Origin of the sequence: Pandoraea oxalativorans (genome assembly GCF_000972785.3) — a bacterium.
Taxonomy (GTDB): domain Bacteria; phylum Pseudomonadota; class Gammaproteobacteria; order Burkholderiales; family Burkholderiaceae; genus Pandoraea; species Pandoraea oxalativorans.
In genome coordinates, this window is record NZ_CP011253.3 from 2,006,998 (window position 1) to 2,020,483 (window position 13,486).

The 13,486-nt window shown below is 61.1% G+C and carries 14 protein-coding genes; 12 read left to right on the plus strand and 2 right to left on the minus strand.

Going from position 1 to position 13,486, the window contains the following annotated elements; all coding sequences use genetic code 11:
• Nucleotides 1–34 precede the first annotated feature (34 nt).
• Nucleotides 35–517 (minus strand): hypothetical protein, encoded by a 483-nt coding sequence (locus tag MB84_RS09065; protein WP_046291549.1) that lies wholly within the window; start codon nt 515–517, stop codon nt 35–37.
• A gap of 611 nt (nt 518–1,128) precedes the next feature.
• Nucleotides 1,129–2,112, minus strand: a complete 984-nt coding sequence (locus MB84_RS09070) for a malate dehydrogenase (protein WP_046291550.1) — start codon at nt 2,110–2,112, stop codon at nt 1,129–1,131.
• Between the two features lie 350 nt (nt 2,113–2,462).
• On the opposite strand from MB84_RS09070, the gene MB84_RS09075 reads away from it, so the two are divergent.
• From MB84_RS09075 to asd, 12 genes are all read left to right on the plus strand, one after another.
• On the plus strand, nt 2,463–3,323 hold the full coding sequence (locus tag MB84_RS09075; RefSeq protein WP_425415891.1) for a GntR family transcriptional regulator: 861 nt from the start codon (nt 2,463–2,465) through the stop codon (nt 3,321–3,323).
• A 218-nt stretch (nt 3,324–3,541) separates the two neighbouring features.
• Nucleotides 3,542–3,955 (plus strand): succinate dehydrogenase, cytochrome b556 subunit, encoded by a 414-nt coding sequence (gene sdhC, locus MB84_RS09080; RefSeq protein ID WP_046291551.1) that lies wholly within the window; start codon nt 3,542–3,544, stop codon nt 3,953–3,955.
• Nucleotide 3,956: 1 nt separating this feature from the next.
• Entirely contained in the window at nt 3,957–4,322 is a 366-nt protein-coding gene (sdhD, locus tag MB84_RS09085) for a succinate dehydrogenase, hydrophobic membrane anchor protein (RefSeq protein ID WP_039399175.1), read from the plus strand.
• 3 nt (nt 4,323–4,325) lie between these two features.
• Nucleotides 4,326–6,101, plus strand: a complete 1,776-nt coding sequence (gene sdhA / locus MB84_RS09090; protein ID WP_046291552.1) for a succinate dehydrogenase flavoprotein subunit — start codon at nt 4,326–4,328, stop codon at nt 6,099–6,101.
• 12 nt (nt 6,102–6,113) lie between these two features.
• A complete protein-coding gene (locus MB84_RS09095) occupies nt 6,114–6,818 on the plus strand; it encodes a succinate dehydrogenase iron-sulfur subunit (RefSeq protein ID WP_039368514.1) in 705 nt (234 codons plus the stop codon).
• Nucleotides 6,819–6,828: 10 nt separating this feature from the next.
• Nucleotides 6,829–7,101 (plus strand): FAD assembly factor SdhE, encoded by a 273-nt coding sequence (locus MB84_RS09100; protein ID WP_046291553.1) that lies wholly within the window; start codon nt 6,829–6,831, stop codon nt 7,099–7,101.
• A gap of 29 nt (nt 7,102–7,130) precedes the next feature.
• Nucleotides 7,131–8,432 carry a citrate synthase gene (gene gltA, locus MB84_RS09105; protein ID WP_046291554.1) on the plus strand — a complete coding sequence of 434 codons (1,302 nt, stop codon included), beginning with the start codon at nt 7,131–7,133 and terminating at the stop codon, nt 8,430–8,432.
• A gap of 283 nt (nt 8,433–8,715) precedes the next feature.
• Nucleotides 8,716–10,125: a 3-isopropylmalate dehydratase large subunit gene (gene leuC, locus MB84_RS09110; protein ID WP_046291555.1), complete on the plus strand. Its 1,410-nt coding sequence runs from the start codon at nt 8,716–8,718 to the stop codon at nt 10,123–10,125.
• Between the two features lie 55 nt (nt 10,126–10,180).
• Nucleotides 10,181–10,309, plus strand: a complete 129-nt coding sequence (locus MB84_RS09115) for an entericidin A/B family lipoprotein (protein WP_044455330.1) — start codon at nt 10,181–10,183, stop codon at nt 10,307–10,309.
• 119 nt (nt 10,310–10,428) lie between these two features.
• The gene (leuD, locus tag MB84_RS09120) at nt 10,429–11,079 is read left to right on the plus strand and encodes a 3-isopropylmalate dehydratase small subunit (RefSeq protein WP_039403621.1); all 651 of its coding nucleotides are present in this window, start codon (nt 10,429–10,431) and stop codon (nt 11,077–11,079) included.
• A 34-nt stretch (nt 11,080–11,113) separates the two neighbouring features.
• Nucleotides 11,114–12,181: a 3-isopropylmalate dehydrogenase gene (gene leuB / locus MB84_RS09125; protein WP_039399163.1), complete on the plus strand. Its 1,068-nt coding sequence runs from the start codon at nt 11,114–11,116 to the stop codon at nt 12,179–12,181.
• Between the two features lie 60 nt (nt 12,182–12,241).
• Entirely contained in the window at nt 12,242–13,372 is a 1,131-nt protein-coding gene (asd, locus tag MB84_RS09130; RefSeq protein WP_084009683.1) for an aspartate-semialdehyde dehydrogenase, read from the plus strand.
• Nucleotides 13,373–13,486: the final 114 nt, after the last annotated feature.

The following is a 13,486-nucleotide window of genomic DNA, read 5'->3' on the forward strand; positions in this document are numbered from 1 at the left end:
ACGTGAGCTGCGCCGGTGTCGACCCGGCGCCAGCTCAGTTGGTTACCTTGATCAACTCGTTCGATTGCGTCGGTGCTGTCTTGTTCTGCTCCGACATCGCTTGCGTCATGCACTCGTCAGCCAGACGATTGCCGCCGTCGCGGTGCGTGAAGAGCATGGCCTTGGTCGGAATCACGACCAGATCCATGCCGCTCGCTGCGTCATAGAAACGGTCCGCGCCGGTCGTCGTCCCTTGACGCGGCAGCTTGTAGTTACGGCCTTCCCAGAACATCGTCAGGATCTGGTCGCGCTTCATGTCGCCCTTGATGTACAACTTATTGTTCTCCTTGCAGCTCCAGAGTTCCGAGCCTTCGTCCGGTTGCGCGGGGGCTGCAGCGACAGCGGCCTTCTTCTTGGCCGGGGCCTTCTTCTTCGGAGCGGCCTTCTTGGTCGTGGTGGTCGGCTCAGCGGCAAATGCCGTCGGGACCAGGGCAACGGAGCACAGGGCAACCAGCGCAGTCAGACAAAGCTTCTTCATGGTGAGTCTCTCCAGAGGGTAAGAACCGTCGTTTGCAAAAGCGCAGATTATCGTACGAAGTCTGCGTCGTTCGACGTCACCACACAAATTTTTTCAATTCCTTTCACGCAAGCGCGACAAGCGACGGCGGTAAGTACCGGCGTCGCGACGGATTGTGTTGCGGTGCGCAAAGCTAAGAGGCTGGCCAAATCGGCGTTTGACCGAATTCGACAGTGTTTCGGGCGGCGTGCTTGGCGAAACGAACGCGAAGGGGCGCGGGTGAGGGCGTTCCGTTCCCCGTGCGGCAGGGCGTTCACGACGTTCGCCGCAGGCATTACGCAGGCGCCGGAGATCCGGGGCGGTGCATTGCTTGCGGCTATCGGACGCTGCATTCGCTTGGCCAAGAAATCGCTCGATGATGCGTGAGGGAGTGGCGGGATCATAACGCCGTAGCAAGTGATAGCGTGCTACCGAGGCGCGGTACGTCGTCACTCTGGATTCAAGGAACGTACGGGTGCTGCTTGTGAAGCGGGGAGTTGCGCCGGCTCTGGGGGGAGCCGCCGGCGCAGTTTCGGCCCGTTGCGACGCTTTTGGCGTCGCGCGGGGCCGGATCCCGGGGTATTCCTGGGAAATCAGCCCAACAGATGGGCCACGCCAGCGCGCTCTTCTTCGAGCTCCTTGAGCGTGAAGTCCATCTTTTCACGCGAGTAGGCGTCGATCTCGAGGCCTTCCACGCGCTTGTACTTGCCGTTTTCGCAGACCACCGGCACGCCGTAGATCACGTCTTCCGGGATGCCATACGAGCCGTCCGACGGAATACCCATCGTGACCCACTTGCCGTTCGAGCCCAGCACCCAGTCATGGATGTGGTCGATGGCAGCGTTGGCAGCCGAAGCCGCCGACGACAGGCCACGGGCTTCGATGATGGCGGCGCCGCGCTTGCCGACGGTCGGCAGGAACACGTCGTTGTTCCACACGTCGTCGTTGATCACGGCCTTCACGCTCTGACCGTCGATCGTGGCGAAGCGGTAGTCGGCGTACATCGTCGGCGAGTGGTTGCCCCACACGGCCAGCTTTTCGATGCTTGCGACCGGCTTGCCGGTCTTGGCGGCGAGTTGCGACAGGGCACGGTTGTGATCCAGGCGGAGCATCGCGGTGAAGTTTTCCTTCGGCAGGTTCGGGGCCGACTTCATGGCGATGTAGGCGTTGGTGTTCGCCGGGTTGCCGACGACCAGCACCTTGACGTTGCGGCTGGCGACTTCGTCCAGGGCCTTGCCCTGCACCGTGAAGATCGCGCCGTTCGCTTCGAGCAGATCCTTACGTTCCATGCCCTTCGAGCGGGGACGAGCGCCAACCAGCAGGGCGACGTCGGCATCCTTGAAGGCGACCTTCGGGTCGTCGGTCACGACCACGCCGGCCAGCAGCGGGAACGCGCAGTCTTCGAGCTCCATCACGACGCCCTTGACGGCGGCTTGAGCTTGCGGGAGGTCGAGCAGTTGCAGGATGACGGGCTGATCCTTGCCGAGCATGTCGCCATTGGCGATACGAAACAGCAGGGAGTAGCCGATTTGGCCAGCGGCGCCGGTGACGGCGACACGCATTGCGGGTTTTGCCATGAGAATCTCTCCAGACGTGTACAAATAATCCTGCGAAGCTCAGGATCGGCTCACCGTCCGGGTGGCAACGTTTGCCAGGCTGACAGCGCCGCGTCACATCAAGCTTCTAAAATTCCTTGACCTACGGAAGCTTGCGGGCTGCGCGGGGAGTGCTGCCGTCGACGTGTGCGAAGCACCGGACTCTCTTATCTTATAAGATAGCCGTGCTGCAGCTGCAGGCCCCTGTTAGCCCGCGCCAGTGTAGGAGTCGCCAGAACGAATGTCAACTCTATCTTATGTCTTATATAAGACATAGGATTATTGCTGTTATTCGATGGACGAAGGTCTTGATTTGTGGTCAAATCCCCGCCATGAATGCGAACGTTCGCGACACATCCAACACCACGCCGCCTGTCGACGCGCCGCAGCGATCGGACAGCGCGCGCGATGTCGCTCAGGTCTCCCCGGCTGCATCGGCTGCTCAGGCCGTGCAGGGTGGCGTGAGCGCCGGGGCGTCGCCGACCTTCAGTCCGCTGTACCAGCAGATCAAGGGGCTCATTACCCAGAGCCTGCAAGCCGGCGAATGGAAGCCCGGCGAAATCATTCCCAGCGAAGTCGATCTGGCAGGCCGCTACAAGGTCAGCCAGGGAACGGTGCGCAAGGCCATCGACGAGCTGGCGGCCGAGAACCTGCTGGTGCGCCGTCAGGGCCGCGGCACGTTCGTCGCTACCCATCATGAAGACCGGGTGCAGTTCCGGTTTCTGCGTCTCGCGCCCGACTCGGGCGAACCCCATCACCCGCCCAGTCGCCTGATCGAGTGCCGCCGTATGCGCGCACCGGCGGAAATCGCACGTCAGCTGGATCTGCGTGCCGGCGACGGCGTGATTCTCATCCGCCGCATGATGGATTTCTCGGACCGTCCGACGGTGCTCGACGAAATCTGGTTGCCCGGGTCGCTGTTCCGTGGGTTGACGGCGGAAAAGCTCAATGAATACAAGGGGCCGATGTACGGCCTGTTCGAAGACGAATTCGGTACGCGCATGATCCGCGCCGTGGAGAAAGTCCGCGCCGTGGCCGCAGACGACATGACGGCGGATCTGCTGAAGGTGCCGAAGGGTTTTCCTCTCCTGAGTGTGGAGCGCGTTTCCTACACTTATGGAGATAAACCGGTGGAAGTGCGCCGGGGTTGGTATGTCACCACGGAACATCATTACCAGAACGAACTAAGTTAAAGACGAAGTCGGGTCTGACGTGAATTTGTTGAGAGGGTAGGGCGACTTTTCCCAGGGATGCGCCGGTGTCGTGGCCGGCAAATGCCTGAAAGTCGAGGCTTGGGGGCGGCGTGTCGTGCGCCGTTGGCAGGAATTTCCGGAGCGTTGGAACCGGTATGGTGCAATGCACTAGAATCGGCGCTAAAATCCGGGGCTGATGTAACTACATGGGGTCTAGCATGGCTGAAGTGGTAAAAAAAGAGCGGCCAGTCTACAGGAATATCGGTATCGGACAGATTGTCACGTACCGTCTCCCGCCGGCTGGTATCGTTTCGATCCTGCACCGTATTAGCGGTGTCATCTTGTTCCTTCTGTTGCCGTTCGCGCTGTATTTGTTCGAACAGAGCCTCACGTCGGAACTGACCTTCGAAACGCTTCGAAGCGTCGCCTCCAACTGGTTTGTCAAACTCGTCATCCTGGCGTTGTCGTGGGGCTTTCTGCACCACTTCTGTGCCGGCGTGCGCCACCTGCGCATGGACTTCAATCACGACGCAGTGAGCAAGGAAGGCGGCAAGAATTCGGCAGTGGTCGTGCTGGCCGTGTCGCTGGTGCTGACGCTGGCCGTCGCCCTCAAGCTGTTCGGAGCGTTCTAAGATGGCACAGAACAATATCGGTTCCAAGCGCCTGGTCGTCGGCGCCCACTACGGCCTGCGCGACTGGATTGCGCAGCGCATGACCGCAGTGATCATGGCCGTGTACACGGTGATCCTGCTGGTGTGGTTCTTCACTGCCAAGAACTTCTCCTACGAAGGCTGGGCCGGCATCTTCTCGCATCAATGGATGAAGTTGGCCACGTTCGTTACGCTGCTCGCGCTGTTCTATCACGCGTGGGTCGGCATTCGCGACATCTGGATGGACTACGTCAAGCCCGTCAGTGTGCGACTGGCGCTGTATGCGCTGACGATCGTCTGGCTGCTGGCTTGTGCCGGCTACGCCGCGCAGATTTTGTGGAGAGTGTAAAGAATGGCTGCAATTAAAAATTCGCTGCCGCGCCGCCGCTTTGACGTCGTCATCGTGGGCGCAGGTGGTTCGGGCATGCGCGCTTCGCTGCAACTGGCCAAGGCCGGTCTGTCGGTGGCGGTGCTGTCCAAGGTGTTCCCCACCCGTTCGCATACCGTGGCCGCTCAGGGCGGCATTGGCGCTTCGCTCGGCAACATGAGCGAAGACAACTGGCATTACCACTTCTACGACACCATCAAGGGCTCCGACTGGCTCGGCGACCAGGATGCGATCGAGTTCATGTGCCGTCAGGCACCGAACGCCGTCTACGAGCTGGAACACTTCGGCATGCCGTTCGACCGTAACCCGGACGGCACGATTTACCAGCGCCCGTTCGGCGGCCATACGGCCAACTACGGCGAAAAGCCCGTCCAGCGCGCTTGCGCGGCTGCTGACCGTACCGGTCACGCCCTGCTGCACACGCTGTACCAGCAAAACGTCGCTGCCAAGACCCACTTCTTCGTGGAGTGGATGGCGCTCGACCTGATCCGCAACGAAGAGGGCGATGTCCTCGGCGTGTCGGCACTGGAACTCGAAACCGGCGAAGTCTACCTGCTCGAAGGCAAGTGCACGTTGTTCGCGACCGGCGGTGCCGGCCGTGTGTACGCCGCTTCGACCAACGCGTTCATCAACACCGGTGACGGTCTGGGCATGGCTGCGCGTGCAGGCATTCCGCTCGAAGACATGGAGTTCTGGCAATTCCACCCGACCGGCGTGGCCGGCGCGGGCGTGCTGATCACCGAAGGTGTGCGCGGCGAAGGCGGTATTCTGCGCAACTCGAACGGCGAGCGTTTCATGGAACGTTACGCCCCGACGCTGAAGGACCTGGCGCCGCGTGACTTCGTGTCGCGTTCGATGGACCAGGAAATCAAGGAAGGCCGTGGCTGCGGCCCGAATGGCGACTACGTGCTGCTCGACCTCTCGCACATCGGTGCCGAGACGATCATGAAGCGCCTGCCGTCGATTCGCGAAATCGCACTGAAGTTCGCCAACGTCGACGCGATCAAGGAACCGATCCCCGTCGTGCCGACCATCCACTATCAAATGGGCGGTATTCCGACGAACTACAACGGTCAGGTCGTGCTGCAGAAGGACGGCTCGTCGGTGCCCGTCAACGGCTTCTATGCTGTGGGCGAGTGCTCGTGCGTGTCGGTCCACGGTGCCAACCGTCTGGGTACGAACTCGCTGCTCGACCTCGTGGTGTTCGGCCGTGCCGCCGGTAACCACATCGTCGACTTCGTCAAGAACCACGGCGACCACAAGCCGCTGCCCGCCGATGCCGGCGACAATGCGCTGGCGCGCCTCGGCCGTCTGGAAGCCTCCAGCTCGGGCGAGTACGCACAGGACATCGCCAACGACATCCGCGCGACGATGCAAAAGCACGCTGGCGTGTTCCGCACCTCGGAGCTGCTCAAGGAAGGCGTGGACGAGATCAAGCAAGTGGCCGAGCGCGTGTCGCACGTCCACCTGAAGGATAAGTCGAAGGTGTTCAACACGGCGCGTATGGAAGCGCTGGAAGTCGACAACCTGATCGAAGTGGCCAAGGCCACCATGATCGCAGCGGAAGCCCGTAAGGAAAGCCGCGGTGCGCACGCACACAGCGACTACCCGGAGCGCGACGACGCCAACTGGATGCGCCACTCGCTGTTCTTTAGCGAAGGCAACCGTCTGGATTACAAGCCGGTGCAGATGAAGCCGCTGACCGTCGACTCGGTTCCGCCCAAGGCGCGGACGTTCTAAGGGATTCGCAAGATCATGAAACGCATTTTTGAAGTCTACCGCTACGATCCGGACAAGGATGCCGCACCGTACATGCAGACCTACGAGGTCGAACTCGACGGTCACGAGCGTATGCTGCTCGACGCATTGGTGAAGCTCAAGAAGATCGACGAAGGCATCGCTTTCCGCCGCTCGTGCCGCGAAGGCGTGTGCGGTTCGGACGCCATGAACATCAACGGCAAGAATGGTCTGGCCTGCCTGACCAACATGAACGATCTGCCGAACAAGATCGTGCTCAAGCCGTTGCCGGGTCTGCCCGTCATTCGCGACCTGATCGTCGACATGACGCACTTCTTCAACCAGTACCACTCGATCAAGCCGTACCTGATCAACCCCGAGCCGGCACCGGAGAAGGAACGTCTTCAGTCGCCCGAGCAGCGTGATGAGCTCGATGGTCTGTACGAGTGTATTCTGTGCGCATCGTGCTCGACGTCGTGCCCGAGCTTCTGGTGGAACCCGGACAAGTTCGTCGGCCCGGCCGGTCTGCTCCAGGCTTACCGCTTCATCGCGGACAGCCGCGACACGGCGACCAGCGAGCGTCTGGACAATCTGGAAGATCCGTACCGCCTGTTCCGCTGCCACACGATCATGAACTGCGTGGATGTGTGCCCGAAGGGTCTGAACCCGACGAAGGCCATCGGCAAGATCAAGGAGCTGATGGTGCGTCGCGCCGTCTGACCCAACGATCATGCCGGATATCAATCACCAGTCCGATCCGGTCAAACGTGCCCGCCTGCGCTGGCGGGCACGCCGCGGTTTGCTGGAAAACGACCTCATTCTCGAACGATTCTTCGCCAAGTACGAAGCTTCGCTGACTGACGAGGATGTGGGCGCCCTCACGAAGCTGCTCGATTTGAGCGACAACGATTTGATGGATCTGCTGCTAGCGCGTAAAGAGCCCGAGGCGGATCTGGACGGGCCGGACGTGCAGCGCCTGCTGGCGCTTTTGCGTGCCGTGTAGGGGTTTTGGAATTTTTTTGAGGAAGCGATATGACTCCGTCTGATGTTAAAGCCACCCTATCTTTCTCCGACGATTCGCCCAGCGTAGAGCTGCCGATTTATCAGGGAACGATGGGCCCGGATGTGATTGACATCCGCAAGCTGTACGGCCAGACCGGCAAATTCACGTATGACCCCGGCTTCATGTCGACGGCGTCGTGCAATTCGGCCATCACCTACATCGATGGCGACAAGGGCGAGCTGCTGTACCGCGGCTACCCGATCGAGCAGTTAGCCACCCACTGCGACTTCCTCGAGACCTCGTACCTGCTGCTCAAGGGCGAACTGCCGAACGCCGAGCAAAAGAAGGAATTCGTCGACACGGTGACCCGTCACACGATGGTTCACGAGCAGATGAACTTCTTCTTCCGTGGCTTCCGTCGCGACGCTCACCCGATGGCCGTGCTGACGGGTTCGGTGGGCGCGCTGTCGGCGTTCTACCACGACTCGCTCGACATCAATAACCCGAACCACCGCGAAGTCTCGGCGATTCGTCTGATCGCCAAGCTGCCGACGCTCGTCGCCATGGCGTACAAGTACAGCATCGGTCAGCCGTTCGTGTACCCGAGCAACGACTTGTCGTACAGCGCGAACTTCATGCGCATGATGTTCGCCAACCCGTGCGAAGAGTACAAGGTCAACGACGTGCTGGTGCGCGCACTCGACCGTATCCTGATCCTGCACGCCGATCACGAGCAGAACGCTTCGACGTCGACCGTCCGTCTGGCCGGTTCGTCGGGTGCGAACCCGTTCGCCTGTATCGCTGCCGGTATCGCATGTCTGTGGGGCCCGGCGCACGGTGGTGCGAACGAAGCCGCGCTGAACATGCTCGAGCAGATCGGTTCGCCGGACAAGATCCCCGAATTCATCAAGCAGGTGAAGGACAAGAACTCGGGCGTGAAGCTGATGGGCTTCGGTCACCGCGTGTACAAGAACTACGATCCGCGTGCCAAGCTGATGCGCGAGACGTGCTACGAAGTGCTCAACGAACTGGGCCTGCACGACGACCCGCTGTTCAAGTTGGCCATGCAGCTCGAGAAGATCGCTCTGGAAGACGAATACTTCGTGTCGCGCAAACTGTACCCGAACGTCGACTTCTACTCGGGCATCGTTCAGCGCGCGCTGGGTATCCCGACGTCGATGTTTACCTGCATCTTCGCGTTGGCCCGTACCGTGGGTTGGATCGCGCAGTGGAACGAAATGATCGGCGAGCCGGATCAGAAGATCGGCCGTCCGCGTCAGCTGTTCATCGGTCACACGCCGCGCGAAGTCGCGCCGATCGACAAGCGCTAAGCCTGTCGAGGCGTCCGGCACGGCCCCCGCTTGCCGTGCCGACACCGCAACCTTGCCGAAACGGCAAGGCGGTGCGGCCCGCAACGAGCCCTCGTTGCGCTATATTCGAATACACGGCACAAGCTGCCGTGATTCGCACAAATCCCCGGTTCATCGTGCGTTTACCGCCCGGTTTCCCGGGGATTTCGTATTCCGCCGGCGCGAAAGCGCTATGGCATAATCAAAAGTTCACAGAACCGTAATTTGCGTTCTCAGAACACTATTTCGCCCCCGCGTTTTTATCATGGCCAAGACGCTGTATGACAAGTTGTGGGATGCACACGTCGTGCATACCGAGGACGATGGCACGACCGTGCTTTACATCGACCGTCATCTGTTGCATGAGGTGACCAGTCCGCAGGCGTTTGAGGGCCTAAAACTCGCGCAGCGTCCGGTCTGGCGTTTGTCCGCCAACCTCGCGGTGTCGGACCACAACGTGCCGACCACCGACCGCACGCAAGGCATTGCCGATCCGGTCTCGCGTTTGCAAGTCGATACGCTCGACGCGAACTGTGACAACTACGGCATCACCCAATTTAAGATGAACGACGTCCGTCAGGGCATCGTGCACGTGATCGGGCCGGAGCAGGGCGCGACCTTGCCCGGCATGACGGTGGTTTGCGGCGACTCGCATACGTCCACACACGGCGCTTTCGGCGCATTGGCGTTCGGTATCGGCACGTCGGAAGTCGAACACACGCTCGCGACGCAGACCTTGCTCATGAAGAAGAGCAAGAACATGCTCGTGAAGGTCGAAGGCACGCTGCCGCGCGGTTGCTCGGCGAAGGACATCGTGCTGGCCGTCATCGGCAAGATCGGCACGGCTGGCGGCACGGGCTACACGATCGAGTTCGCAGGTTCGGCGATTCGCTCGCTCACGATGGAAGGTCGCATGACGGTGTGCAACATGGCGATCGAAGCCGGTGCGCGCGCGGGTCTGGTGGGCGTTGACGATACGACCATCAACTACGTGAAGGGTCGTCCGTTTGCGCCGACCGGCGTGGAGTTTCAGCAAGCCGAAGCCTACTGGCGCGGCTTCCATACCGATGCCGGTGCCGAGTTCGACCACGTGGTCGAGATCGACGCGAGCACGCTGCGTCCGCAGGTGAGCTGGGGGACGTCGCCGGAGATGGTCGTGAGCATCGAAGATCGCGTGCCGGATCCCGAGAAGGAAAAGGACCCGGTCAAGCGCAGCGCCATGGAGCGCGCGCTCGAGTACATGGCGCTGACGCCGGACACCCCGATGTCGAGCATCAATGTCGACAAGGTGTTCATCGGTTCGTGCACCAACTCGCGCATCGAAGACATTCGTGCGGCGGCTTATGTGGTGAAGAAGCTCGGTCGACGCGTGGCGTCGAACGTGCGTCTGGCGATGGTGGTGCCGGGCTCGGGGCTGGTCAAGCATCAGGCAGAGCAGGAAGGGCTGGATCAGGTCTTCAAGGCCGCCGGTTTCGAGTGGCGCGAGCCGGGCTGCTCGATGTGTCTGGCGATGAACGCCGACCGTCTGGAGTCGGGCGAGCGTTGCGCTTCCACGTCGAATCGTAACTTCGAAGGCCGTCAGGGCGCGGGTGGACGTACCCACCTGGTGAGCCCGGCGATGGCGGCTGCGGCTGCCATCGAAGGCCATTTCGTCGACGTGCGTCGCCTCGTCTGACGGGCAAGCATCGATTTATCCGTTGTCGGCCATTTTCTTTGATAGAGACAAGACCATGAAGAAACTGTGGATGCTGATCGGTGCGGTGCTGCTGTTGGGCGTGGCGGGTTGCAACACGATGGCGGGCCTCGGCAGAGACACGCAAGCCGCTGGCTCGGCGCTCGAAAACGCCGCGAAGAAGTGATGCGACGGTGTGCGTCGCGCGGGCAGACGCCTGGCACGCACACCTATAAATTTCCGGTTTGACGGCCCGCCATACACGCGGCAGGCCGCGGCCGAACTGTTTTGATCAGGTGGTTCGTGATGGAAAAATTTACCGTCCATACGGGGTTGGTGGCACCGCTGGATCGCGAAAACGTCGATACCGACGCGATCATCCCCAAGCAATTCCTGAAGTCGATCAAGCGCACGGGTTTCGGCCCGAACCTGTTCGACGAGTGGCGTTATCTCGATGTCGGTCAGCCGGGCCAGGATTGCAGCACGCGTCCGCTCAACCCGAATTTCGTGCTGAACCAGCCGCGCTTCCAGGGCGCGACCGTGCTGCTCGCACGCAAGAACTTCGGCTGTGGCAGCTCGCGTGAGCACGCCCCGTGGGCATTGCAGCAATACGGTTTCCGTGCCGTGATCGCGCCGAGCTTCGCCGACATCTTCTTCAACAACTGCTACAAGAACGGGCTGCTGCCGATCGCGCTGTCCGAGATGCAGGTCGACCATCTGTTCAACGAGACGGCTGCGTTTAACGGCTATCAGTTGACCATCGATCTGGACAAGCAGGCGGTCATTACGGCCGACGGTCGCGCTTATGAGTTCGACATCGCACCGTTTCGCAAGTACTGCCTGTTGAACGGTTTCGACGATATCGGCCTGACGCTGCGTCACGCCGACAAGATTCGCGCCTATGAGGCCGAGCGGCTTGCCAAGCAGCCGTGGCTCGCAACGCGTTTGCCGGGCTGAGTCCCGCGCTGCTGAGCACATCCAAGGAGATTGCATGAAAATCGCTGTGTTGCCGGGTGACGGCATTGGTCCGGAAATCGTGACGGAAGCCGTCAATGTGCTTAACGCGCTTGGCGAGAAGTTCGAGATGGAAGAGGCGCCGGTGGGCGGTGCGGGCTATGAGGCGGCGGGGCATCCGCTGCCGGACGCCACGCTCAAGCTGGCCAAGGAAGCCGACGCCATCCTGTTCGGGGCTGTGGGCGACTGGAAGTACGACTCGCTGGAGCGCGCGCTGCGTCCCGAGCAGGCGATTCTGGGGCTGCGCAAGCACCTTCAGCTGTTCGCCAACTTCCGTCCGGCCATTCTGTACAAGGAACTGGCCGACGCGTCGAGCCTGAAGCCGGAGATCGTCGCCGGTCTGGATATCCTGATCATTCGCGAGCTGAACGGCGACATTTACTTCGGTCAGCCCAAGGGCTTCCGTCAATCGCCGGATGGGGCTTTCGAAGGTGCGCGCGAAGGTTTTGATACCATGCGCTATAGCGTGCCCGAAGTGGAACGTATCGCGCACGTGGCTTTTCAGGCTGCGGCCAAGCGCGACAAGCGTCTTTGCTCGGTGGACAAGGCCAATGTGCTGGAGACGTCGCAACTGTGGCGCGACACGATGATCGAGGTCGCGAAGCAGTATCCGGAGGTCGAGCTTTCGCATATGTACGTCGACAATGCCGCGATGCAACTGGTCAAGGCACCTAAGAACTTCGACGTGGTGGTGACGGGTAACATGTTCGGCGATATCCTGTCGGACGAGGCCGCGATGCTCACGGGGTCGATCGGCATGCTGCCGTCGGCTTCGCTGGATGCCAATAACAAGGGGTTGTACGAGCCGTCGCACGGTTCGGCCCCCGATATCGCCGGAAAGGGCGTGGCCAACCCGTTGGCGACGATCCTGTCGGCTGCCATGATGCTGCGTTACACACTGGGTCGTGCCGAACAGGCCGACCGTATCGAAAACGCTGTGAAGAAGGTGCTGGCGCAGGGGTTGCGCACGCCCGACATCTGGCAGGAAGGCGCGACCAAGGTCGGTACGCGCGAAATGGGCGCAGCAGTGGTTGCTGCGCTATAACGTTGACGGGGCGTCGGGAGACGCCCCTCGGCGCAATTGCAACGATAAGAGAGTGGATAAATGAAAACCGTAGGTCTGGTAGGTTGGCGGGGCATGGTCGGTTCTGTTCTGATGCAGCGTATGCAGCAGGAGAACGACTTTGCCTTGATCGAGCCGGTGTTTTTCAGCACCAGCAACGCGGGCGGCAAAGCCCCGTCGATGGCGAAGAACGAAACTTCGCTGAAAGACGCCAATGATGTCAACGAACTGAAAAAATGCGACATCATCATTACCTGCCAGGGCGGTGACTACACAACAGAAATCTTCCCGAAGCTGCGTGCAGCGGGTTGGAACGGTTACTGGGTGGATGCGGCGTCGACGCTGCGCATGAAGGACGACGCGATCATCGTGCTCGATCCGGTCAACCTCGACGTCATCAAGAACGCGCTCACCAAGGGCACGAAGAACTTCGTCGGCGGCAACTGCACGGTCAGTTGCATGCTCATGGGTCTGGGTGGTCTGTTCCAGCACGGTCTGGTCGACTGGCTGACGTCGATGACGTATCAGGCGGCATCGGGGGGTGGCGCGCAGCACATGCGTGAGCTGCTCACGCAGTTCGGCACGATCAACGCCGAAGTCAAGGCGCTGCTCGACGATCCGCATTCGGCGATTCTCGAGATCGACCGCAAGGTCCTGGCCAAGCAACACGCGCTGAGCGCTGACGAAACGAAGCAGTTCGGCGTGCCGCTGGGCGGTAACCTGATTCCCTGGATCGACAAGGATCTGGGCAACGGGCAGTCGAAGGAAGAGTGGAAGGGCGGCGCCGAGACCAACAAGATTCTGGGTCTGGGCGACGGCTTCCCGGGCACGCGTGCCATTCCGGTCGACGGTCTGTGCGTGCGTATCGGTGCGATGCGTTGCCACAGCCAGGCGCTGAGCATCAAGCTTACGAAAGATGTGCCGTTAGACGAACTGACCGACATCATCGGCCAGGCGAACGACTGGGTGAAGGTGGTGCCGAACACGCGCGAAGCGTCGATGACCGATTTGACGCCTGCCGCCGTGACCGGCACGATGACGATCCCGGTGGGTCGCTTGCGCAAGATGTCGATGGGTCCGGAGTACCTGTCGGCATTTACGGTGGGCGATCAACTGTTGTGGGGCGCGGCAGAACCGCTGCGCCGCATGCTGCGGATCCTGCTCGACGCGTAAGCGTTGCAGCGTATCGTGAAGAACGGCGGCCCGCGAGGCCGCCGTCGGCGCTTTGGGAGGCCACTCGTATTGCATGAGTGGCCAGTGACAAACGACTGACAGGCTAGACAAGAC